This window comes from Sporosarcina cyprini (assembly GCF_022048975.1).
Taxonomy (GTDB): Bacteria; Bacillota; Bacilli; order Bacillales_A; family Planococcaceae; genus Sporosarcina; species Sporosarcina cyprini.
This window is the reverse complement of the sequence record NZ_JAKMHX010000023.1, coordinates 132,883-156,299: the sequence shown is the minus strand read 5'-3', so window position 1 is coordinate 156,299 and position 23,417 is coordinate 132,883. Positions and strand designations below refer to the sequence as shown.

General features: G+C 46.4%; 21 protein-coding genes. 4 read left to right on the top strand and 17 right to left on the bottom strand.

Annotation, left to right across the window (positions count from 1 at the left end; translation table 11 throughout):
- Positions 1-35 precede the first annotated feature (35 nt).
- The 15 genes from L7D49_RS09085 to L7D49_RS09015 all read right to left on the bottom strand — a co-directional run bounded on the left by L7D49_RS09085 (position 36) and on the right by L7D49_RS09015 (position 16,261).
- Positions 36-947 (bottom strand): ROK family protein, encoded by a 912-nt coding sequence (locus L7D49_RS09085; RefSeq protein ID WP_238080508.1) that lies wholly within the window; start codon positions 945-947, stop codon positions 36-38.
- 14 nt (positions 948-961) lie between these two features.
- On the bottom strand, positions 962-1,978 hold the full coding sequence (locus L7D49_RS09080) for an SIS domain-containing protein (protein ID WP_238080507.1): 1,017 nt from the start codon (positions 1,976-1,978) through the stop codon (positions 962-964).
- Between the two features lie 15 nt (positions 1,979-1,993).
- Positions 1,994-2,923, bottom strand: coding sequence for a 1-phosphofructokinase (gene pfkB, locus L7D49_RS09075; RefSeq protein WP_238080506.1), 930 nt, complete (start codon positions 2,921-2,923; stop codon positions 1,994-1,996).
- A complete protein-coding gene (locus L7D49_RS09070; RefSeq protein WP_238080505.1) occupies positions 2,920-3,762 on the bottom strand; it encodes a class II fructose-bisphosphate aldolase in 843 nt (280 codons plus the stop codon). Before L7D49_RS09070 ends, pfkB begins: the two co-directional genes overlap by 4 nt.
- 77 nt (positions 3,763-3,839) lie before the next feature.
- Positions 3,840-4,571 carry a GntR family transcriptional regulator gene (locus L7D49_RS09065; RefSeq protein WP_238080504.1) on the bottom strand — a complete coding sequence of 244 codons (732 nt, stop codon included), beginning with the start codon at positions 4,569-4,571 and terminating at the stop codon, positions 3,840-3,842.
- Between the two features lie 121 nt (positions 4,572-4,692).
- Positions 4,693-5,907: an N-acetylglucosamine-6-phosphate deacetylase gene (nagA, locus tag L7D49_RS09060; RefSeq protein WP_238080503.1), complete on the bottom strand. Its 1,215-nt coding sequence runs from the start codon at positions 5,905-5,907 to the stop codon at positions 4,693-4,695.
- Between the two features lie 13 nt (positions 5,908-5,920).
- A complete protein-coding gene (locus L7D49_RS09055; RefSeq protein ID WP_238080502.1) occupies positions 5,921-6,565 on the bottom strand; it encodes a YesL family protein in 645 nt (214 codons plus the stop codon).
- Between the two features lie 64 nt (positions 6,566-6,629).
- Entirely contained in the window at positions 6,630-8,246 is a 1,617-nt protein-coding gene (locus L7D49_RS09050) for an extracellular solute-binding protein (protein ID WP_238080501.1), read from the bottom strand.
- 12 nt (positions 8,247-8,258) lie between these two features.
- A complete protein-coding gene (locus tag L7D49_RS09045; protein ID WP_238080500.1) occupies positions 8,259-9,170 on the bottom strand; it encodes a carbohydrate ABC transporter permease in 912 nt (303 codons plus the stop codon).
- Entirely contained in the window at positions 9,151-10,128 is a 978-nt protein-coding gene (locus L7D49_RS09040; protein ID WP_238080499.1) for an ABC transporter permease, read from the bottom strand. Before L7D49_RS09040 ends, L7D49_RS09045 begins: the two co-directional genes overlap by 20 nt.
- Positions 10,129-10,155: 27 nt before the next feature.
- Positions 10,156-11,307: a Gfo/Idh/MocA family protein gene (locus L7D49_RS09035; protein ID WP_238080498.1), complete on the bottom strand. Its 1,152-nt coding sequence runs from the start codon at positions 11,305-11,307 to the stop codon at positions 10,156-10,158.
- A 99-nt stretch (positions 11,308-11,406) separates the two neighbouring features.
- A complete protein-coding gene (locus L7D49_RS09030; RefSeq protein WP_238080497.1) occupies positions 11,407-12,429 on the bottom strand; it encodes a LacI family DNA-binding transcriptional regulator in 1,023 nt (340 codons plus the stop codon).
- A gap of 274 nt (positions 12,430-12,703) precedes the next feature.
- Entirely contained in the window at positions 12,704-14,377 is a 1,674-nt protein-coding gene (locus tag L7D49_RS09025) for an acyl-CoA dehydrogenase family protein (protein ID WP_238080496.1), read from the bottom strand.
- On the bottom strand, positions 14,374-15,879 hold the full coding sequence (locus L7D49_RS09020) for a class I adenylate-forming enzyme family protein (protein ID WP_238080495.1): 1,506 nt from the start codon (positions 15,877-15,879) through the stop codon (positions 14,374-14,376). The genes L7D49_RS09025 and L7D49_RS09020 overlap by 4 nt, the downstream gene beginning before the upstream one ends.
- On the bottom strand, positions 15,872-16,261 hold the full coding sequence (locus tag L7D49_RS09015; protein ID WP_238080658.1) for a MerR family transcriptional regulator: 390 nt from the start codon (positions 16,259-16,261) through the stop codon (positions 15,872-15,874). The genes L7D49_RS09020 and L7D49_RS09015 overlap by 8 nt, the downstream gene beginning before the upstream one ends.
- A gap of 168 nt (positions 16,262-16,429) precedes the next feature.
- On the opposite strand from L7D49_RS09015, the gene L7D49_RS09010 reads away from it, so the two are divergent.
- A complete protein-coding gene (locus tag L7D49_RS09010; protein ID WP_238080494.1) occupies positions 16,430-17,527 on the top strand; it encodes a hypothetical protein in 1,098 nt (365 codons plus the stop codon).
- 161 nt (positions 17,528-17,688) lie between these two features.
- On the opposite strand, the gene L7D49_RS09005 is transcribed toward L7D49_RS09010, so the two are convergent.
- The gene (locus tag L7D49_RS09005) at positions 17,689-18,705 is read right to left on the bottom strand and encodes a serine hydrolase domain-containing protein (RefSeq protein ID WP_238080493.1); all 1,017 of its coding nucleotides are present in this window, start codon (positions 18,703-18,705) and stop codon (positions 17,689-17,691) included.
- Positions 18,706-19,046: 341 nt separating this feature from the next.
- On the opposite strand from L7D49_RS09005, the gene L7D49_RS09000 reads away from it, so the two are divergent.
- From L7D49_RS09000 to L7D49_RS08990, 3 genes are all read left to right on the top strand, one after another.
- Positions 19,047-20,273 carry a dicarboxylate/amino acid:cation symporter gene (locus L7D49_RS09000; protein ID WP_238080492.1) on the top strand — a complete coding sequence of 409 codons (1,227 nt, stop codon included), beginning with the start codon at positions 19,047-19,049 and terminating at the stop codon, positions 20,271-20,273.
- A 136-nt stretch (positions 20,274-20,409) separates the two neighbouring features.
- A complete protein-coding gene (locus tag L7D49_RS08995) occupies positions 20,410-21,390 on the top strand; it encodes an EAL domain-containing protein (protein WP_238080491.1) in 981 nt (326 codons plus the stop codon).
- Positions 21,391-21,394: 4 nt separating this feature from the next.
- Complete coding sequence (locus L7D49_RS08990; RefSeq protein ID WP_238080490.1) at positions 21,395-21,745, top strand: hypothetical protein; 351 nt, start codon at positions 21,395-21,397, stop codon at positions 21,743-21,745.
- Between the two features lie 377 nt (positions 21,746-22,122).
- Here L7D49_RS08990 and L7D49_RS08985 read toward each other — a convergent pair whose 3' ends face one another.
- A complete protein-coding gene (locus L7D49_RS08985) occupies positions 22,123-23,412 on the bottom strand; it encodes a CitMHS family transporter (RefSeq protein WP_238080489.1) in 1,290 nt (429 codons plus the stop codon).
- Between the last annotated feature and the right edge of the window lie 5 nt (positions 23,413-23,417).

The window sequence follows — 23,417 nt, the reverse complement described above, 5'->3', positions numbered from 1 at the left end:
GTGACACTGCCCTCTTCGCCTGTTTTAGTTATTCATTATAAATCACTGACAATCTCCAATCGGCCTTCCCGCTTAGACAGATAATGGAATGCGCCCCAAAGCCCCGCCTCTCCTTTATGGCGGCTCGCTTCGATTCGCTCCTCTTTCCCCTTAAATAATGGATGCTGCAAGTAAGTGCTAAGTTCCTTCTGAACCGCTGCGACTAGAGGCGGGTGGTGATTGAATACGCCCCCTCCAAGCACGATCGTATGCGGGTCCAAAAGAAGCAATGTATGATACACTTCCCTCGCCAATGCTCGAACGGCTTCGTCAACAATGGCAACCGCGCGGGCATCTTTTTTGTAATAAAGCTCCATAATTGCTTGCAACGTCAGCTCTTGATTGCAATAAGCTATTTGCCCTTTCCCTTCCATCGAAGGACCGGAAACATGCTTTTCGAGAGACTCTTCACCAGCAAGACTAAAACCGATTTCCCCTGCCATCCCGGCTCCCCGAATGAACTTCCCTTCATGGATGATGGCACATGAGATGCCTGTGCTCAGCGTCAGATAGACCATTGTTTCACGGTGAAAACTTCGTTGCCTGTATTCACCCCATGCTGCCATATACACATCATTGTCGATTTCAATTTCCGCTGAAGGAAAGAGCTCCATCAACCGGTCTTTAACAGGAAAACCATGCCATGGCAAATTGTTCTGATAGACCGCTATTCCTTTTTCACGATCCACGATACCAGGCAACCCAATAGCAATGCCGTCGATATGCGCACGTTCCAATCCGGCAACCACGCATAATTCATCACATGCCGAGATGAACAAGGCGAACAATATTTCCGGATCTTCTTTTTCAGTCGGTTTCACTGTTGAGCCCTTAAGAATCCCATCAGCTGTCATGAGTGAAACCGCTACCTTCGTTCCTCCGATATCTGCAACGAGTCGATGTCCCATCTTTCGTCTCCGCCTTACGCCAATTTGACGACTTGGGTCAGATTGCGCGGCTGATCAGGGTTAAATCCAAGTCGGATGGCCCGCTCATATGCAAGTATTTGAAGGATCGGCACATAGAGTGCATAGCGATTGCGATCACTGATGGATTCGTCTAGTTCAATGATTTGATCCGCTTGGAAACCACCGCTGACAGGGCCGAGGACGAGTACATGGCCGCCAAGTCTTTGAATATCCGTTACGAGAGCCTGATCGTAATTGGCTGTTTCCTGCTGTGCAAGCAAGATAACCACAGTCGTGTCATCGACGATGGAAATGGGGCCGTGACGGAATTCAAGGCTGGAATAGCTTTCACATTCCGTCTGAGTCATTTCTTTCAGTTTCAAAGTCGCTTCCTTCGCGAGGCCATTGTATTGACCAGACCCGAGGAAAATAAAACGTTTCTTCGTCAAATCATTGGCGATCCGCTTCGTTAGGATACCATTTTCGATGACTCCCGAAACGAGAACCGGCACTTTCCGCAATTCGGTTATATCTTCACCTGATGGCGCCATTTTCGTTGCGTATAGCTGCAAGGCATACATCATATTGCTGAAAGATTGAGTCATGACGACACTCTGCTCTGAAATATGATCAAGAGCGATCACGTCATCAGCCATCTCAGCCATCGGCGTGTCGCCATTGCAAGTGACCGCGAGCGTCCGAATGTTAGCTTTTCCTTTTAATTGTTCTAGCGCAATAATAATTTCAGATGTCGTTCCGGATCTTGAGATGCCGACGACTAAATAGTTCTTCCCTTCCAAAATAAGGCCTGACTGGTGCAAAAACAGCTCGGATGCCGGGACGGCGGTAGCAAACTGGCCCGTCACAGACTGATAGTATCTCGCTGCTGAGGAGGCCAAATAAAAAGAAGTGCCGCAACCTGTGAAAATGACTTGATCTACTTTCAGCCTTTCGATATTCGATTTTTCCATGATGTCCAATGTCTTTTGTAACTGTTTAGCCTGATTCGTAATTTCATTGTACGTATGCATAGTAGGTATCCTCCATTACAGTTCCGTTATCGTTATTTCTTTCAACATCCGTTCTACTTCCAATGCATCGACATGCCCGATTTCCATATGTGCTGCATTAACCGACCCACACGCAACGGCACGTTTGTATGCTTCAAAACTGTCTTGTGACGACGTAAATCCTTGAATTAGCCCACCGATAAAAGAATCTCCGCTGCCAACCGTATTCTTCACGGGAACAGCTGGTGCTTTTACTCGGAAACAGCCTTCACGATTTACGATTACTGCTCCTTCACCGCCAAGCGTAAAGCAAACATGGGGAATGCCGGATTCCACTAGACGGTGTCCTTCTTCAATCATGAGGCTCAATGATAAGGTAGGTACGCCAAGCAAATCGGCAAGCTCCTTCTCGTTCGGCTTGATAGCAAATGGTTTTGCCTCAATACCGTGCCGCAGAGCCTCTCCGCTCGTATCCAAAATCGCTTTTGCCCCGTTTGACTGTATGATGTCGATCAATTGGGCATATGCATCTGAAGGAAGGCCTTGCGGCAGACTTCCAGAAAGTGCAAACCATTTTGTCCGCTTCGATTTCTTCTCCAGCCAGCTGAGCATCTTCTCCCATTCCTTATCTTGGATGACTGGGCCGCCTTCTAGAAATTCAGTCCCTTTCCCTGTTTCTGCATCCATGATAGTCAGGCACACACGGCTCTCTTCTGCAATCGGAATAAATTCATCTGCTATTCCTTTTTCACGGACAAGCGAACGGATCCTCTCGCCATTCATGCCTCCGAGGAACCCCCCTGCATCCACATTCGCACCTAATTGTTTCAACACTTTCGCCACATTCAGCCCTTTACCTCCAGCATCCTGGTGAACATCCTTCACCCTGTTGACCGCTTCACGTTCCAGCCGGTCAACCTGATAGATTTGATCGATCGCAGCATTCAGTGTGATCGTTGTGATCATGCCTGCAGCATCCTAATTTTCGTTTTCACCAATTCTGTCACCGCTTCACGTGCCGGCAAGAAATATTTCCTAGGATCGTTTTCTTCTGGATGCTGCTTGAAAAAGGTCCGTAATTCTTCTGCGAATAAATCCTTGAGCTCCGTTGAAAAATTCACCTTCGCAATTCCATAGTGAAGGGCTTCCCGCACACTATCCTCCGGCACGCCTGATGCCCCGTGCATGACGAGTGGTACGGACACTTCGCTGTTAATTTGCTCCAGCAGACCGAATTGCAATTCCGGCTCCTTTTTGTAAGCGCCATGAGCTGTGCCAAATGCCGGGGCCAGCGAATCAATACCTGTCTGCTGAACGAAATCACGTGCCATAACAGGATCAGTGAACATGGCCATACTGTCTTCAACGACCAGATCGTCTTCTACTCCTCCGATCGTTCCAAGTTCCGCTTCGACCGGCACGCCGATGGAGGATGCTGCCTCAACTACCTGCTTCACAAGCGCGACATTGTCCTCAAATGGAAGTTTCGAGCCGTCGATCATTACCGATGTATATCCTGCACGCAGGCATTCCATGACCACTCGGAACGACTCCCCGTGGTCAAGGTGAAGAGCGACAGGAACTTTCGCCTGTTCTGCTGCCGCTTTGACCATCGCGATCATATAAGGCATGCCAGCGTATTGATATGTACTGGAAGTCGTTTGCAAAATAACAGGACTTCCTTCTGCTTCAGCGCCTGCAATGACAGATTTAATAATTTCAAGATTATGGGCGCCGAATGCCCCGATTGCATAATGGTTGTTGTATGCATCCTGCATCATATCTTTCGTTGTCACTAATGGCATTCCGTTTTGCCTCCTTGTAATATCATAGGGTTGTTGGTACAAGTTATAGGAACAGAAGCACCCCTTTAGTGCTTCAATTAAACAAGGTCTGTATAAAACCGGCATCTGTCTCCCCGAACAATAGAAATGCAGAACTCCACCGGCCGGTTTGAAGTGTCGAATGCCGTACGTTCTAACAATAAAGCAGGTTTCCCCACTTCCGTTTGCAAGTGGATGCTTTCTTCTTCTCTGATCAAGACAGGCTCAAATGCTTCTTTGGCACGGACGACAGACACACCGTAACGCGCTGCTAGCAAGTCGTAGAGGGACGACGTTTTCACATCAAATAAATCTTTTTTATCGACAACGACCGATTTTGGCATATAGGACGATTCGAGGATAATCGGCTCACCATCCGCACATCGAATCCGCTTCATCTTAATGACTTTCTCTTCACCCTCGAGTTGAAGTCCACTGCGGATTCTCGAATTTGGAGTCACTTCCTCCACTTCAAGAATAATATCCGATGGGGTAATCCCTTTATCTCGCAACACTTGGCTGAAGCTGTAAAACCCGCCAAGGGATTGCTCGAGCTTCGGGTGGGCGACAAAGGTCCCCTTCCCCTGAACACGATACAGCAGACCGTCTTGGACCATTTCCTCGATCGCCTTTTTTGCTGTGTTTCGACTAATATTAAAAGTTTCCATCAACTGGTTTTCCGAATCAATCTTATCACCAGGTTTCCACTCACCTGATTGAACCCGTTCTTCCAGTCGCTGCTTCACTTGATAATACAATGGAATGATGCTTCCTTGATCTAAAGGTTTCATACAAATTCATCCTTTTATTTCATTCTTCATTCCAATATATCATCCTTGGTTCAAGTTTCCTATCAAATCATATAGTGATCTACATAAGCTACATTGGAGGTTTCCGAAGAATTCGGGAAAATTATTTTATTTGTTCACTTATCGTCTGCAACTCCGAATCTGTAGACAGATAGGCAATCTTCCCTCTGCATATCGTCACATCTACCTGTTCCGAGCTGTTCAAAATAACAAGGTCAGCATCTTTTCCAGCTGAGATGGAACCTTTTCTCGACTCGATTCCTAATCGCTTCGCCTGATTCAATGAAGTGATCCACGAAAGTTCAACGAGAGACAGATTGCACCAAGCCGCCATATTCCGCCTTGCTTCATCCATTGTCACGACGCTTCCTGCAAGTGAGTCGCCTGACGCCAGTACACATTTGCCATTCTTTACGGCGACTTTGTTTCCACCAAGATCATACTCACCGTCCGGCATCCCTTTTGCACGCATGCCGTCTGTTATGACAAGCACTCGGCCAGCTCCTTTTTGACGCATAACAAGCTTCAGCAGATCGGGGTGTACATGATGACCATCGGGAATCAACTCCACAAATACTTCGTCCGCTATCAAAGCAGCACCCGCAACGCCAGGATCCCTATGATGGATGCCGCGCATTCCATTGAACAAATGCGTAGCGTGAGTTACTCCTTGTTCAATAGATGACAGCGACTCATCGTATGTGGCGTCTGAGTGGCCGATGGACAAGATGACACCCTCTTTTATCAGCTCTTGAACGAAGTTCAACGCCCCCATCTCTGGTGCAATGGTCGCAATCTTAATTGCCCCTCCGGACAGCTGCTGCCACTCTCGAAAAAGATCGACGTCCGGTTGAAGGATTGCCTCTTCCGGCTGTGCACCTTTTTGCTTCGGGTTGATGAACGGACCTTCGAGATGGATACCAAGCAGCTCCGCTATGCCTTGTTTGCCTTCTGGGGAGCGGTATTCTCTGACAGCTTGCAAGGCATCTTCAATTAAATTCACAGGATTTGTCATGGTAGTCGCAAGAAATGAAGTCGTTCCTTCTTTCACTAATCCTTGTGCAATGCCGGACAGCGCCTCCTGAGTTGCATCCATCACATCATGGCCGCATGCTCCATGAACGTGGATATCAATCATACCCGGAATGACGGTCTTTTGATTTTTGCAATCCATAATAGTTTCGTCTTTTATTAGTTGAGGACATGTCTCCATATTTCCAACCGAAATGATTTTTCCATCCTCTATACAGACATATCCCCGACTGATGACCGAATCTTCCAGTACGACTGCCGCATTGATAATCCACATTGAATTCATGAAGACACCTCTTTCATTTTCCTTCTGCCTGCAAGGTACCATCCATTTTCCCTTTCATATTAAATATCCGATCTGCCATCCACGCCAGGAACAGCACAGTCAGGCTAATGCCGAAAAACGGAAGAAGTCCAGGGATGAACAGAAAGACACGGTACAATCCATACAAACCAATGAATGATAGAATGGCCTGCATCGGGAACGATAAACTGAGCAGGACGGACGCCGAAAAGTATCTGGAGAAAGGTAGATCGTAATGAGCGAACACCGGAAAAATATTGATGACAAGAAATACATAAAGCACAAGGATTGTGATAAGCAATGTCATCATCGCGAGGCCATGCATCCCGCCGATCGAGGATGCAATTCTAAAATTTACGACGAGGAAATAGCCAAAGGCCAGCAGCGTAACCCCGATTTTGTTTGCATCGATGAATTCCTTTTTATACGTCTGCCAATAGCTCTTCAGCAGTGTTTTTAAATCATCTTCCCCTTGCAGTCTTTTCCGCATCACTTGAAAGATCCCTGCTGTCGCGGGGCCAATTCCGAACACGACGAGCCCTAGCAGCGTCAGGCCGATCCACATGAGCTGAACGACCGCAAGCATGGTGACAAGCTCTACAAACCAATACAATCTACCTTTCCAACCCATCACTTCCATCCGTCAGCACCTCCCCGAAATGGGAAAGCTCATACAGAGGCTTTCCCCTGTACAAGCTCCCGGATTATTTTTCACTTTCCATGCGCTCGTAAGCTCCTTGCGCAATTTCCAGATAGTCGTTCACACCCATTTTATCGAGCGTCTTCAAATATTCATCCCACTTTCCAAGATCCGCCTTGCCTGTAATAAAGGATGCGGTCATCTCATCTACGTATGTCTGAATATCTGTCATGATAGCGCTCACCCGCTCGCTCTCTTCCACTGTGTAGTTAATGCCTGGAAGGATGTCCTCGTCCTTAATGCGGTATGGTTTTACTTTTTCAGCATTCAAAGTCGAATTTTCCTTCGATTCAGCCCCTTGGAAGAATTTCTGGCGGACGATGCCTGGATAATATCCTCCCGGCCAAGTCAAATACTGGCTAATCGCCTGGTCCATATTCAGGCCATCCGGATTATCGGTAATCGTATCGAGATATTTGAAGTTACCTTCTGAATCCTCTTCATACGTCACGCCTTCAAAGCCCATGAAGAACATTTTATTTCCTTCATCGCCATAGAAATAATCCATCCAGCGAACCATTGCCTCAGGGTTTTTCGCTTTGTCTGTCAACACGAACATCCCCATATTGCCGAGACCGTTTGAAACCGTATTATACGCCCGTTCGCCATTCGGTCCTTCCAAAACTGGCAAACCGACATATCCATCGATCTTCAACAATTCGGCAGGGTCGATGGAGTTCAGTGCACCATAGTTTCCTTTCGCAGATTCGGCTGTAAATTCCTGTGGAGTCGTCGTGAAAACGTCTTGATTAATCAACCCTTCAGAGTACAGCTTATGCAAATACGCGAGCATTTCCTTATATTCATCCGTTGCAGGAACGAAACGGAACTCCTCTGTGCCCGGTTTGAAATCGAGATTGATGTTCATGCTTCCTTGTTTATTCAAACCGAAGCTTCCACGCAAGTAGGAAATGAATTCATTGATGCCGTAGCCCCCGCCCCAGCCGAGTTCATCCGGCTTTCCATTGCCGTTTGGATCCTTTTCCTTGAAAGCTTTCAACATTTGATAGAATTCTTCTGTCGTCTCCGGTTCTTTCAATCCGAGATTATCGAGCCATTCCTGCATGACCCATGGAGCGCCTGCACGAAGCGCTTCGAAGTTCGGATCGTAGATAGCCGGGAAACCATAGATATTGCCATCAGCCATCGTAATCCCTTGCTTCACCGACGGATACTCATCGAGGATTGCTTTGAAGTTCGGTGCGTACTTATCGATATAATCGTTCAATGGAAGAAAGATCCCTTGCTGTCCATACTTCAAAAGATCCGTCTTGGAGAAGGCAGAGGCGAAATACATTTCCGGATAATCCCCTCCCGTCAAAGACAAGTTTCGTTTTTCAGCAAGCGCTTCTGTCTGGACAGTCGTCCAATCAACTTTAATGTTCGTCATCTTTTCATATTCATTCCACAGCATCAAATTGTTCCAATCCTGGGAAGCGAAGAATTTCGCTGCAAAGCCGTCCACTTCAATCTTCTCTTTGACGATCGGCATGCCTGTTTCATTTAAGTTCTCTAAATCTCCCGTAACCGTTTCCCCGTCTGTTTTCGAGCAGGCCCCCAAAATGCCCGCTGACAGCAGCATAGAAGCTGCTAATCCTGTGAAATACCTTTTCTTCAACATAATCTCCCCCTTTTATCCTTTCAAAGATCCAATCATGACACCTTTTACAAAATACCGTTGCAAGAACGGGTACAGCAGAAGCATCGGCAAGTTCGCAACGATCAGGACGGCGTATTTCAACCCTTCCACACTAAGCTGCTGAGCGAGGAAGCTTTCCGTTGTCGCCTGGATCATATCGTCCGTCTGCCCTTGAATCAGAATCTGCCGCAAGATGAGCTGAAGCGGGAATCGATCCTGATCCGTTAAATAAATCAATGCTTGGAAGTATGAATTCCAATGGCCCACCGCATAGAACAGCACCATGACGGCAATGACCGGGAATGACAACGGCAAGACGATATTCCAAAGGATTCGGAAGTTGCCGCATCCGTCGATCATCGCGGATTCCTGCAGCTCATGCGGAATGGACTGGAAGAATGTCCGCATGATGATGATATTCCACACCGCCACTGCGTTCGGGATGATCATGACCCAAAACGTGTTCAGCATGCCAAGGTCACGGATGAGCAAGTAGGTCGGAATGAGCCCGCCGCTGAAGAAAATAGTGAAGACCATGAAAGCCATGATGAACCCTCTGCCCTTCAAGTCCTTCCGAGACAGCGGATAGGCTGCTAGAATTGTCATAACAACATTCAAGGCAGTTCCGACAACAGTGTATTTCATCGTGTTAATAAAGCCATTGATAATATCTTTGTTCTTAAATACTTTCTCGTACGCTTCCACCGTGAACTCTTTTGGCCAAAGCCACATCTCACCCGAAATGACATATTGCGGATTGCTGAGTGATGCACTCACGACGAAAATTAACGGGTACAGGACGAGCAAGGCAATCAGCGTGAGGAAAATATAGTTGAACACAATGAATGTGCGGTCTGTCTTTGACTCTCTCAATTTCTCCCACTCCTTACCATAGACTTGTCTCATTCACTTTCTTCGCGAATTGATTCACCATGAGCAGCATAATGAAGTTTATGATGGAATTGAACAATCCGACTGCTGCGGAGAAGCTGTATTGCGCTTCCAAAATCCCGCTCCGGTATACAAATGTCGAAATGACATCAGAAGCGGACATGTTCAAATCGTTTTGCATCAAATACACTTTCTCAAAACCGACTGCCATGACAGATCCGGCATTTAGAATGAACAGGATGACGATCGTCGGCATGATGGCCGGAATGTTAATATGGAGTATTCGCTGGAGCCGGGAGGCTCCATCAATCATTGCCGCTTCATGCTGGGCGGGATCTACTGCCGCGAGTGCGGCAATATAGATGATTGAACTCCAGCCCATCGTCTGCCAAACGTCCGAAAACACATACAAGCTCTTAAACCAGGAAGGCTCCGAAATGAAGTCGATCGGTGTCCCTCCAAACAGCCGGATAAGTTGGTTGATCATCCCGTCCGTCTTAACGAATAACAGAAGCATACCGACTACAACGACGGTCGATAGAAAATGAGGTGCATAGATGACCGTCTGTACAAACTTTTTATACCGGAGGCTCTTCACTTCATTTAGCATAAGCGCGATAATGATGGGTACCGGGAAGGATACAGCGAGTGTAAAAACCCCGATGCCAATGGTGTTTTTAATGAGCCGCCAGAAATAATAACTGTTGAAGAAACGCTCAAAATGCTTGAAGCCGACCCATGGGCTCCCGAGAATTCCTTTGGATGCAATAAAATCCTTGAAGGCGATTTGCAAACCATATAAAGGAAAGTAATGGAATACTAAGAAGTAAAGAATGACCGGGGAAAGAAGAACATACAGTTCCCAATTCCGCCATACTGATTTCCACCATTTACTTCGCGCTTTCCGTTTTGCTTCTTTCTTTTCTTCTGACTTGAGAGTTTTTACTGCTACGTTTTCACTTACATTGGTCATACACACACCCCTTTCTTTCAGGACAGATCAGTTATGTACAATGCTGGAGGTTTGAGATACTGCCACCACTTTGCCGCCAGAACGGATCGATTCTGTCGCTGCACATCCGACTGCTACGCTCATCCGTCCGGCAAACGGCGTAGTAAGAGGTTCTTTATTGCGAAGAACCAGCTCAACGAAATCTTGGGCGATTTTCGGATCGGCTCCTCCATGGCTGCCTTCTTCCGGCTTCATATCGTACGTTACATCGCTGAATTCCTTCCACGTGTTCGTCTTGCGCGTCTTCAAATAAACTTTTCCATTCACATCATCATTTTCAATCCGGCCTTCCGTTCCAATGAACGTATAGTTCCGCTGATAGTCTGGCGTGAAATGGCATTGGAGGTACGATGCCTTGATGCCTCCTTCGAGTTCCATGATGAGCATGTTGTTATCTTCCACATCGATTTCTTTTCGGAACGCGCACTCTGTGAACGTGTGTGGCACATATTCAGGGCAAGTATGTTTCAGCTCGCATTCCGGACATGTCAAGTCGTTCGGCATATCGCCCCCATAATAATCAAGGCTTCCAAAGGCGGAAACTTTCGTCGTGTATCGGCCAGAAATCCAATGGATGACATCGAGGTCATGAGACCCTTTCTGCAGAAGTAATGACGTCGTATTTTTGGATTGACCGTGCCAGTCGTGATAGTAGAAATAACCGCCAAAGCCGACAAAGTGGCGTACCCAAACGGCTTTCAACTCGCCGATTGCGCCGGAGTCGATCAATCCCTTCATCGTTTGGTACATGCTCATATATCGCATATTGAAGCCAACCATTAAATGCTTGCCGGAATTTTGCCAGGCATCGAGTATGCGGTCACATCCCTCAACCGTGATAGCAAGTGGTTTCTCAGCATACACATGTTTACCTGCTTCAAGAGCCGCAATAATATGTTCCTCATGCAAGTAATCGGGAGAGAGTACTGCAATTGCATCGATATCTTCCCGTGTTAAAAGATCTTTATAGTCCTTCGTGAGAAAAATAGGTGTCCCCAGCTTTTCTTGAAATTTCTGTTGTCTTTCTTCAGAAAGATCCGCGAGGGCGACCACTTCAGATTCTCCATCCGGTTTGTGCCAATAATGCGCAAGTCCGCCGCGCAAGCCAGCACCGATAACACCAATCCGTAATTTTTCCATTTCCAACATCCCTTTCTTTGTTAAGCTAATTAATCAGGAAATTTTTCCGAGTTACCGGAAAACGTTTTCCTTGTTGTGAAAAGAAATCCACATCTATTTTCATGTAGATTTCCGAATCATTAATTCAGTCGGCAACAACGTACGCAAATCCATTCGAAAGTCTTGATCAGCAATTTGATTTAACAACACTTTCGCTCCCACAACTCCCATCTCATATTGTGGGATGGCCACTGTCGTTAAAGCCGGCATCGCATATTGCGCCATTTCATTGTTGTCGATTCCGACAAAGGCGATATCTTCTGGCACAGATAAATGATTTTCTTGTACCGCCCGCATGGCTGCAATCGCAAGCATATCGCTGGCGCACATAAACGCCGATGGCAAGTCAGTAAAACTAGTCATCAGTTCAGTCATCCGCCGATATGTCCGGTCCATGCACCACTCAGAATCAATCACAAAGCGCTCATCTACATCCAGATTAAATTCCTGCATCGCTTTCCGATAGCCTTTGAACCGCTTTTCTCCTTTAAAATCACCATTCATTTCCCCACCAATGAATCCGATGCGGCTATGCCCCCGTGACACGAGATGAGCAATCCCTTTATACACCGCCTCTTCCCTGTCGTAATCGACAATGGAAACGTTATGCTCACTGTAGTTGAAATCCATCCCTACAACAGGAATCCATTTTTTCAATTCTGAAAGGGTTTCTTTTCGGATAGAGTCAACAAGCAAAATCCCCTCTATTTCCTGCTCCCTAACTGTCTTTTGGAATAACGCATCGTCTTCCAAATCCTCCGGTTGAAGCAAAAGTAACGAATAACCGGCCTCATTGAGAGTGTCCGTAATTCCTATAAAGATTTTCGAGAAATAAGGATTCTCATTCGCAAGACGCGGACTGGCAAGCCAGCCAATTCTTTTAGTGCGCACTTGCACACTGTCAGCGGATTGTACAAGATTGCGTGCGTGCTCATTCGGCGTGTACCCCATTTCCTTTACCGCCAGCCACACTCTCCGCTTAATCTCCGGATTTACATTACGGGTCGTATCGTTTTTAATCACTCTGGAAACAGTACTGACAGATACCCCCACTTTCTCTGCAATATCTTTTAGTCTGACCATATGCTGTCCTCTTTCCTATGGAATCGTTTACAACTAATCTTATGGCATGAGATCAATTGAAACAAGAGGACGTTCTTGACCATCAATACATCATAGGGTTGTTGGTACAAGTTAAGGGAAATAAAAAATGTTCAATGTGTCTGAACATTAGTATTAAACAAATTATAGAGTTTGAGATTTGTGCTGTCAACACTATTTTTCTTTTCTATTTGGCAAGACGGAGAAAAATAGTATACTCCGCCTTGCCGAATTAACGGCTGTCCCGTTTGTTTCCTCACATGATTTCCTCAAAAAATTCAACTGTCTTCATCTGCTCCCCCTGCTTGCGGAGCGACCAAGTATCTTCCATGAAGATTTCGGCCAGTTTCGTAAAACGACCGCCATGTTTTCGGCTCCATTCAAGGGCCACGACACTTTCATACATGTCTGCCATGCGCTTCATAAGTGACTTCGCTTCAAATGTCTGTAACGCCTCGTCGTATGCGGTGAATGCAATTAAGTCGTTGCCTAGACGTTCCAGTTCGACAACGAGCGATTGTTTCATTTCTGAATCCGGCACCATGACGAGACGTTCCCGCATCGCATTGAGAAACAGCTTGTGCGCTGCGTATTTATTCACAAGCCGGATGAGCTCAAGCCCTAAAATGTTGGCGGTCCCTTCCCATACGGTCAGCACTTGGGCATCCCGCAGCAGGCGTGGCGTGACAAAATCTTCGATATATCCATTCCCACCGTGCATTTCGATGGCCTCATGCGCAAAGTGGATCGCCTGCTCTGCGGATTCCTTTTTCAAAAGGGCAATATACAGGCGGTTGAGCACTTGCTCCTCCTGGGACGCTTCTCCGTCTGTCACTTTCTCATACAACTTGATGAAATCAAAAACCGCAGCCGTTTCGACATGGAGTTTCGCAGCCATCTTGCCAAGTGTATCCTTCACCATCGGATAGTCCGTTAGCCGCTTGCCGAAAGCGTTCCTCCGGCTTGCATACTCTTTTGATTCCAAAAAGGCACGGCGCATAATGCCAAGCGAGGCAACGCTATTGCAAATACGTGATAAGTTCAAAGCTTCTAGCATGTAATGGATGCCCTTTGCTGGATCTCCCACAACGTAGGCAAGCGCCCCGTCAAATTCCACTTCACCCGACGGAACGGCACGGACACCGAGCTTATCCTTCAGCCGGCGGATCCGAAGGCCGTTTACGCTGCCATCATCCCTTCGCCATGGCACAGCAAAAAGCGTCAAACCTTTCGTGCCCTCTGGTGCGCCATCCATCCGCGCCAGCACCATCGCGACGCCTGCCATCCCTGCATTGGAAGCGAAATACTTTTCGCCATGCAAACGGTAATGGCCATCTTCTGATACTGCCCTTACAACGTTTGCCCCGACATCCGAGCCGCCTTGCCGCTCCGTCAAAAAAGTCGCCCCTTCAAAGAGCGGCACTTCACCGGTTGAACAGACATGTGGCAAGAACCGATTTTTCACGTCCTCATCCGCATAATGGTCCAGCAAATATGCCGTTGCCATCGTTAGCGTGACCGGGCAATAAAATCCCGGTTCCGCATGCGACAGCAAATAGCCTTGCGCAAAACTGTATGTGTAGTTCCCTCTGTGTCCCAAATCGGGGATGTCTTTGTGAACATAGCCGACAATCCCTGTATCATAGGTTTCTTGGACGGTCTGGCGATACCCTTCATTCACCCATACGCTCGAAACTTCCTCACCATATTTGTCATAGCGGACGAGGCGCGGTTCTCCTTCACGGTCGGTGTGCTTCGCCCTCTCATCGATTTCATTGGCGCAGCGTTCCCCGAACAAATGTAACTCGCGTTTTGCGTAAGACAGAAACGGTCCGTCCAACCTGTCTTCCAGTATTAAACGCAATGTCTCATCGCCTGCAAGAAAATTCCTTTGCTTCGTTGCTGTCATGTCTTGCAATACTTTTGTCATCCGATTTGTACCCCTTCCCGCAATGGCTGCTTCAAAATCTTGCCCGATGCGTTACGAGGCAATGCTTCCACTTGTTCATAGAGCCGCGGAATCTTGAAAGAAGCCAGCCGTTCTTGCAGGAAACTCTTCAGATCAGCGGGATCGATTTGATTACCAGCTGCGAACACGGCCTTTACGGTTTCGCCCCATTCAGGGTGCGGCACGCCGATCACGGCCACTTCTCTGACACTAGGAAACGCGAGGATTGTTTCTTCGATTTCTTTTGGATAGATGTTCACCCCACCGGAAATGATCAAGTCCTTCTTGCGATCGACAATCCAAATGTAGCCGTCGTCATCGAATTTTGCGAGGTCGCCCGTTTTAAGCCACCCATCAATAAAAGCTGCTTCTGTTGCTTCCTTATTTTTATAGTACCCGAGCATATTTCCTTCTCCATATAACACGATTTCTCCGACAGCTCCCCGCGCCACATCCTTGCCTTCCTCATCCACAATTCGCAGTTCCGTATGAAGTGGAGCCCTGTGGCCGATGCTTCCCGCCTTGCGGTCATGTTCTTCCGCATGCAGCAATGAACCACTCGGTCCCGCTTCCGTCAGTCCATAAACACATACAAGATGCTCTGTTCGAAATGCCTTTTTCACCATTTGTACTTCCTTTGACGAAAGAGGAGCGCCCCCGTAAATCCACCATTTCATCGAAGACAAATCGGCTTCCTGCAAGGCCGGGTACCCTGCTGTCAGCAAGTAGGCAACCGGGGCACCGAAGAAATGAGTCGTCTTCTCCTTTTGCACAGTGTCGATGAGCAAGTCTGGCGTAAAGGTTGGCGTCAATACTAGCGTTGAGCCAACGAGCATGCCCGCCATGAGGAATAGATGCAAGGGAGCGGAATGGCTGAGCGGCATCATGAGCAGAATCCGGCTTTCCGGCTTCACCTCCATTTCAACAGCGATCATGGAAGCGACAGTCAAAATGTTGCGATAGCTGAACAGGACACCTTTCGGACGGCCTGTCGTCCCGGAGGTGTACAAAATGGTCGATTCATCGTCTTCTGTAAGGCTGCATTCAATCGGCTGATCCGCGCCGCTTTCAAGCATAGCCTGGAAACTCAGCCAGTTCCCTGCCGCCTCTCCTGTTTTAATTAACAATGAAGGCGCTTTCAAATTTTTCACTGTGTCAAACAGCAGCTCATGCGCGATGAGCCCCTCTGCATCCGACTGTTCAAGAATATACGCAAGCTCCCCTGGCGTCAGCTTCACATTAATCGGAACGACGACAGCGCCGATGCGCTGCACAGCAAAATACGCGATGACGAACTCTTCGACATTTGGCATAAATAGCGCTACCTTCGCCCCTGGTGTAATGCCTGCTGCACGGAGCGCATGCCCGAATTGATTGACAGAACGGTCAAGCTGTTGATAGGTCGTCCGTTTCCCCATACTGACGACCGCTTCCACATCCGGGTATTTTCTGGCGTTACGAGAAAGCAATTGTGAACTATTCATTTTCCCTATCCCCTTTTGTTTGCGATAATTTTTCCGTGAACTCGTCAAGAAGCCCCTCCATCTCTTCCTTCATCTCCTGCAGTTCCTTGATTTTCCCCTCCACTTCCTGCACCCTGCGCTTGCCATACTCGATCGTCCTCAAAAGCTGCTGACGGCCGGATCGGTCTTTGTCAAACAGCAAGACCATCTCCTTGATTTCATCCAATGAAAAGCCGTACCGTTTCCCGCGAAAGATGAGTTTTAACTTAGCCAGTTCCCCATTCGAATAAAGTCGCTGGTTCTTCTCCGTCCGTGCAGGTGATAATAATCCGATTTCTTCGTAATAGCGGATCGTCCGTGTCGACACCCCAAATAATTCCGCCGTCTCTGTAATCGTCTTCAGCTTCACCACCCCTTCATGTATCTATGACTATATCATTTACGTTAACGTCAAGGTCAATATTTATTATTGAATAATCAATCAACTAGAGTCTAAGAATGAAAGAGGATGCGGGTTTCCACAATTCACCGATGATGGTACGATAATGATTGGAAGTGAGGGAGAAAAATCGTGAAAATTTTACGCAGTCTAGTATTTACAGGCATCTTGGCATTGCTGCTTACCGGATGCGCAGAAGACATGAAAACAGTCGATCCAGATATTGCGAAAAAACTGGATGTCTCGACCTATTTTCCGTCCATCGGCATGGCACGCACCTACGTGCAATACGGCACAGATGGCGAGAATATGCAGGCATCGGATATTGTGAAAATGGAACTTGATTCGGAAGGCAATGAAATGGTCTATCTCCATGGAAAAGGCGGACTCATTGCCGAGTCGATCCAAGAATATAAAGTGGACAAAGAGGCAGTTTCCGTCATTTACATCATCAATTCATTAAAAAATGAAGAAACGAATATTTTGGAGCTTGCATCCAAAGAGAAGTGGGACACAAATGATGCGGACAACTCCGTCAGCTATTTGACAGGAAGCGGACTGACGGAAGAAGTGCCTGCCGGTTCATTCGACAATGTCATTGAAGTGACAACCGTCATTCCTGATGACAAAAGGGAGCAGAAAACAGTTAAATACTATGCCCCCAAAGTCGGACTCATTAAAACAGTGTTCCATTTCAAGGATGGAGAAAAGTATGTGTTCTCCGAATTGGAATCGTACGAGATGACCGAAGAACAACAAGCTGTGGAAGAAGTTGAAGGATCCACGACTGAGGAGTCAGGCGAAAAGCAGGCCGAACAGCCGGAAGAAAATACAGCAGACGGCGAACAAGTGCTACAGGACGGATCTTATTCCAATACGCAATACCAGTTCTCCTTCAGCATGCCTCAAGCCATACTGGACCGCATGGAAGTCGATACAGGCAGCTGGGACAACGACGCAGTCGCCACGATCGACTTTTCGTTACATGATTCATCCCGCAATTTGGAACAAGGACTGTTTAGCATTATCGTGTTCGAAAACACAGGAGACGAATGGGACCATCCGGTTTACAAGTACGTTGGCGAAAACGACAAGTATGTATTCGCCTACACGACATCAAGCGAACCGACAGAAGCCATGCTCCTCCCAGAAAACGCTGATTTGCTGCAAGAAGCCCAAGACATGATCCAGGCTTCGCAGGAAGCGATGGAATCGTTTGAAGCGAAATAAAAGAAGCATGCCACTAGTGGAAAAAGGACTATCTGGAAGTCAGTGTATCTGGCTTATGGATAGTCCTTTGTTATTTGGGAAAGTGATTGTTTGAAAATGGATTGTATCTTGCTCATTCACTTACACTTGTGATTTCGGTTTACTATGATTTACACCGATTATTATTTCAAGCAGGCAGCCAACATGTTACCAAACCTACGTATATCTCCAATATAATCAAATTCATCACTATCATTTGTATATAAACTATTGTACATTCTAACCGCAACTGCATTGAATTTGGGAATGACCGTACACGAACATCCCGATGCGCCTAGTATTTGAAAAGATCCTTCAGGCAACTCGGAACCCAATTCATCGTACTCATAAGAGGTTCTGTTGTCCTTTATCCACCAGAGAACACCGAATTTCGAGAAAGTATTAGGTAATGTATCTGGACTTTGGATTGTACTTATAAGATTAAAAACCTCTTCAGGTAAAATTCTCTTCCCGCCAATAATACCTTTATTTAAATGCAAATTACCCCACAAAGCTAATTCTCTAGCACTTACATATAAATTTCTATCAGATCCGTCATTTGACCCTAACCGTAATGTAGGAAAACTATCTGGGGATTTTATATCACAAACTAACGTATCCTTCCCCTCTGTCATCCACCCTGTATTTGTCATCCCCAACGGCATGAATACTCTTTCTGCTACAATTTCCGCAACTGTTTTCCCTGTAGCTCTTTCATGTATGATGGCTAATAAATCTGGCCTTTTTCCTTCTATATTGGTTCCCATTTCAGTTACTCGACTGACTTCCTGTCCCGTAAATTTTAGACCTGTGCATCTAGTTACTAAATGACGTATTGTCGTTTCTCCTAGAATATCTTCGTTGTATTCATTTAAATGGTGCTTAAGTTTATCATCCAAGCTTATGAAACCATCCACTACTGCCATGGCAATTGCCAATCCAACATAAGTGACTCTAGTTGAATAAACATTAAATTGAGAAGCCATATCTACCTTTCTGGCTCCTGACTCAAAGTGGTGAGTTCCTGAATAATGTTCTAATATGATTTGATTATCTTTAATTAGCACCAATGCCGAACCAGATGCATGCATCTCTTGTTTTATTTCTTCTGTATACGTTATTAGCGAATCATAGGTAATTTTATCAATTAATTTATTCATTTCTATTCCCCCTCGTCTACGTCTTCTGCAATATTCGAGAAAGTTACAAGAAAACCTCTTTCTCAAAACCGACAGCAAAAAGAGACAGATGAACTTTAATTACTCTCTCTAAATTGGAAGGAGGTTGTAACCATTTTCCCTCAATCACGCCAATAGCGGTTACTAAATTTGAGGCCTCTATTCCGTGTCACGGCCAGTTTGGTTGTCAGCTGGTTTATCCCTACAAAGTAAAATCTTCACAAACAATATAAATTCCGAGTTAACAATTTGACCTGCCAGTTCCGATATACTATACTTTCTTCGCTATCTATGTATTTTCAATTCAAGAAGGGTGGATAAACGTGGGACAACTTTGGAAATGGTATCGCTCCATTCCGTTTGCAATCAAAATGTTGAGCGGTTTCTTATTAGGTATTGTCGCTGGTTTGATTTTAGGCACGCAGTCAGAAACGCTCCGGCCGCTCGGGACGATATTAATTAATCTATTGAGTTTGATTGCCGTTCCGATCGTATTTCTCACTGTAGTGAGGGCGGTCGACCAGATGAGTATCACCCAGCTCGGACGGATGGGTTGGAAGTTGATCCTTTATTATGCGGTGACAACTGCGGCAGCTGTCGGCATTGGGGTCGGTTTGGCGCTTCTCTTTAAACCCGGCGGCAATTTAACTCTGCCGGATGTTGTCGTAGAACCGAAAGAAACACCGCATATTTCAGACGTGATTCTTCAGATGATCCCGTCTAACTTATTCGAAGCTTTTGCAAGCGGCGATTTGATGGCTATTTTGTTTTTAGCTCTCATTATTGGCATTACGATCTCTACCATGAAATCTTCCGCAGAAGAAGCGATGCGAACAAGCGCGGATCGGCTCAGCCAATTGGTCATTGCGCTGAATGATATGTTTAATAAGCTGCTGCAAGGCATCTTGTTATATGCACCGATTGGTGTCTTTGGCATTAGTGCAGTCGCTTTTGGCAATCAAGGATGGGAGACCTTCCGATCGCTTCTATCGTTTACCGGCGTATTTTACCTCGGGATTGTCATTCTTTGGGTATTCGTTTATTCAGGATTTCTCCGTTTTTCCGGCAATGGAGTTTTCCAATTTTTCCGGGATACGAAAGAAGCGTATTCGACAGCCTTCTTCACATCGAGCAGTCTCGCTTCATTACCAATCGCCATCAATGCAGCGAAACGCGCAGGGATTTCCGAACGGACGGCAAACTTTGCATTGCCGCTCGGCGCCATCTTCAATTCTGATGGAGGAGCTCTTCGAATGGGGATCTCCATTGTCTTCGCTGCTACCATTACGAATTTGCAGTTATCGGCATCCGATCTCTTTCTCATCGTAGTCGTTGGGACATTATTATCCATCGGGACGGCAGGCATTCCTGCGGCAGGTCTCGTCACACTGTCCGCCGTTTTGACGATGTTCGGCCTTCCGCTTGAAATTGTCGCCCTCATAGCAGGCGTCGACGCGATTATCGGGATGGGCGGCACCGCATCTAACGTCATAGGCGATATTGTAGGGGCTGCTGTAGTGGATCGAACCGAAAAAGCAACAGAAGCCTAGAAGTCGTTAACGTAAAATGCAGGCAGCGGGAATAAAGTCATTCCCAACTGCCTGCATTTTTTATCTCGTATATTGTGAAATCGTTTACAAAGAATGAAAACTTCGTTAAGATAGTAAAAAAGTAGGGAGGTCTTTCATGTTTTGTGATATTTGTATGCCAAAACCACTAGAATTCGAGATTTCATTCGGCTCCGCTGATAATCAATCGCACATCTCCTCCATCCACCGGTATTTGGAGGAAATCGGGCTGCTTGTCCACTCCACTGCTGACAGTGTAACAGTTAAAGAAGAGGCAATGAAAGGGCTGCTGGATTATATTAACCAACACATGGATCCTTCCAGCATCCAATTCAGGACGGATAAGAACGAATGGAAGCCCATCGAAGAGGCAGCTGAGCTGGCCGGAACCCAATGGATCGACCGAATTATCGACGAAGGTCATGTCCATTTTCATGTTCAACCGATCGTGGACGCCAATCAATCATTATATGCCTATGAAATGCTAGCCCGTTTTACAGGGGACCAGGACGAGACACTTTCGCCATATGAAGTATTCCAAACCGCCAAACTGCGAAACCGGATGTATGCACTGGACCGGATTTGCCGCATCAATGCCGTCAAGCAGGCGGCAGCGCTCACAACAAAGGTATTTATTAACTTCATTCCGACCTCCATTTATTCACCAGAGCATTGCCTTCGGACAACTGTCCAGCTGGCAAACGACTTGAACATATCACCCTCCCGCTTCGTATTTGAAGTCGTCGAAACGGAGAATGTCAAAGACTTGGCCCATCTTAAAAGAATTCTAGCATACTATCGCGCCAAAGGATTCCAGTACGCCCTGGACGACGTCGGAGCAGGCTACAACACCATTGAAATGATTCACGAAATGAAACCTTACTACACAAAACTCGACATGCACCATGTCCGCGGCATCCACAAAGACGAAGAAAAACAACAGACCGCACGCGCCGTCCTCGAAGCCAACCGTGCGATCGGTTCTATTCCTCTCGCAGAAGGAGTCGAAGAAGAAGCCGAGTTCAACTGGCTCAAAGATGCCGGCTTCCAACTCTTCCAGGGCTACCTATTCGGCAAACCTGCACCGATTGCAGGGTAAGCTAGTGTTAATTGAATTGAAACGAGAAAAATCCAAGGAACAGCTGCTGTTCTTTGGATTTTTCTTTGTTTACAGTAGTGAAGTCACATTCAGAATGGAAATGGTCGCGGGATACGAGCGGTTGTATAAGGATACGAGAGGTTCAAAGTACTATACGAGCGGTTACCGGGGTTATTCGAGTGGTTCGAAAAAGGATACGAGCGGTTACAAAATTATACGAGCGGTTACCTGGATTATTCGAGTGGTTCGAAAGAGGATACGAGCGGTTACAAAATTATACGAGCGGTTACCTGGTTCATTCGAGTGGTTCGTGAAAGAGGATACGGAGGAGAATCAGTTAAATACAATAAGTTAGAAACGACCTAGGGAAAGACTTTTATTTATACGAGGACTCCATGCAAACTTACGAGGACTCTTGCATTTATTCATGGACTCCTACGATTTTACGAGCACTCTTCAAGCTATTCGAGCACTCCCAGAGATTTTATGAGCACTCTTCTGCTTATTCGAGGACACCTAGCGAATTTAAGAGCACTCTACCACCAGTCAATAAACTTTCATCAGGTTAGATTCTTAATTTTCATAGGCAGGCCAACCGATTCTTCCCGTTCTCACTACTTTACAACCGGTTGGCCATGAAACTTTTGTGTAGCAAGACAAAGGATGACAAGAGCATCTCTGCAGCTAACTCCTCACTTTACTTCATTTAAAACTTCCGCTGCCCTTACTCAATCATAAGATTGCACCTGTAATAATGGCAACGATTGTCATCACAATCGTCGTTCCAAACGCCCATTTAAAAATGAATTTTTGATGATCAGCCAATTCCACGCCTGCTAGACCGATCAATAGGAATGTTGAGGCTGTCAGTGGACTGAGCGGGAATCCTGTTGTCATTTGACCCAGGATAGCAGCACTTCCGATATGTGCAGGGACGACACCATAGGCTGCTGCCGTTTCGCTGATGATTGGCAGGACGCCAAAATAATAGGCATCCGGCGTGAAAAGAAGACTGAGCGGCATGCCTGTGACGGCAACGATTACCGACATAAACCCACCTGACTCCGATGGAATGAAAGAAACTAAAGCATTCGCCATTTCCGTAATCATCCCGGTGCCAGAAAGGATGCCAGTGAAAATACCCGCTGCGAAAATGATGGATACCACGGTGATCATGCCTACCGCTTGGCTTCGAACCTGTTCCATTTGATCGTCCGGTTTTGGATAGTTAACGACTACTGCGATAGCAAAAGCGATAATGAAAATGATCGGCAACGGCAGCCAAACCTTTACAAGCGCTACGATTGTGACTATCGTTAACACTAGATTGAACCAAAAGAGCTTTGGCCGTCTCATAGCCTTCTCTTCATTCGTCAATTCCGCATGAAAATCATACTGAACGTCCGTAATGCCAAGCCGCTTTCTTTCCTTGCGCCCAATCCATACCGCAACGAACAATACCCACACGATACCCGCAATCATTGCTGGTATTACAGGGTTGAAGATATCACTCGTATCCAACCCCAAAGCGGTTGCGGCTCTCGCGGTCGGACCTCCCCAAGGTAATAAATTCATGACTCCTGCACCTAATGCGACCATTCCTGCGAGCACAATTCGGCTTAAACCAAGTTTATCGTATAAAGGCAACAAAGCTGGAATCGTAATTAAAAACGTAGAAGCACCCGAACCGTCCAAATGAGCCAACATGGCAATAATGACCGTGCCGACTACAATTTTTAACGGATCCCCCTTTACTGTCCGCAAGACACGTGAAATCACCGGGTCAAACAATCCCGCGTTATTCATAACACCAAAATATAAAATCGCAAACCCAAGCATAATTCCCGTCGGTGCCACGCCTTTGATTCCTTCGAGCATGAATTCCCCCATTTCCAGCCCGAAGCCTCCAATCAAAGCGAAAATGACCGGAACGAGAATTAAGGAAACAATGACAGAAACTTTTTTTGTCAAAATCAAGGCTAAAAACACGAGTATCGTTAAGAAACCTAATAATGCCAACATCCAAT

Coding starts and splice junctions, on each gene's coding strand:
- L7D49_RS09050 (WP_238080501.1), bottom strand. CDS start 8,246: ATGTTGAAGAAAAGGTATTTCACAGGATTAGCAGCTTCTATGCTGCTG.
- L7D49_RS09025 (WP_238080496.1), bottom strand. CDS start 14,377: ATGACAAAAGTATTGCAAGACATGACAGCAACGAAGCAAAGGAATTTT.
- L7D49_RS09065 (WP_238080504.1), bottom strand. CDS start 4,571: ATGAAACCTTTAGATCAAGGAAGCATCATTCCATTGTATTATCAAGTG.
- L7D49_RS09045 (WP_238080500.1), bottom strand. CDS start 9,170: ATGAGACAAGTCTATGGTAAGGAGTGGGAGAAATTGAGAGAGTCAAAG.
- L7D49_RS09030 (WP_238080497.1), bottom strand. CDS start 12,429: ATGGTCAGACTAAAAGATATTGCAGAGAAAGTGGGGGTATCTGTCAGT.
- L7D49_RS09005 (WP_238080493.1), bottom strand. CDS start 18,705: ATGAATAAATTAATTGATAAAATTACCTATGATTCGCTAATAACGTAT.
- L7D49_RS09080 (WP_238080507.1), bottom strand. CDS start 1,978: ATGCATACGTACAATGAAATTACGAATCAGGCTAAACAGTTACAAAAG.
- nagA (WP_238080503.1), bottom strand. CDS start 5,907: ATGAATTCAATGTGGATTATCAATGCGGCAGTCGTACTGGAAGATTCG.
- L7D49_RS09040 (WP_238080499.1), bottom strand. CDS start 10,128: ATGACCAATGTAAGTGAAAACGTAGCAGTAAAAACTCTCAAGTCAGAA.
- L7D49_RS08995 (WP_238080491.1), top strand. CDS start 20,410: ATGTTTTGTGATATTTGTATGCCAAAACCACTAGAATTCGAGATTTCA.
- L7D49_RS09020 (WP_238080495.1), bottom strand. CDS start 15,879: ATGAATAGTTCACAATTGCTTTCTCGTAACGCCAGAAAATACCCGGAT.
- L7D49_RS09085 (WP_238080508.1), bottom strand. CDS start 947: ATGGGACATCGACTCGTTGCAGATATCGGAGGAACGAAGGTAGCGGTT.
- L7D49_RS08985 (WP_238080489.1), bottom strand. CDS start 23,412: ATGTTGGCATTATTAGGTTTCTTAACGATACTCGTGTTTTTAGCCTTG.
- L7D49_RS09055 (WP_238080502.1), bottom strand. CDS start 6,565: ATGGAAGTGATGGGTTGGAAAGGTAGATTGTATTGGTTTGTAGAGCTT.
- L7D49_RS09035 (WP_238080498.1), bottom strand. CDS start 11,307: ATGGAAAAATTACGGATTGGTGTTATCGGTGCTGGCTTGCGCGGCGGA.
- L7D49_RS09070 (WP_238080505.1), bottom strand. CDS start 3,762: ATGCCATTAGTGACAACGAAAGATATGATGCAGGATGCATACAACAAC.
- pfkB (WP_238080506.1), bottom strand. CDS start 2,923: ATGATCACAACGATCACACTGAATGCTGCGATCGATCAAATCTATCAG.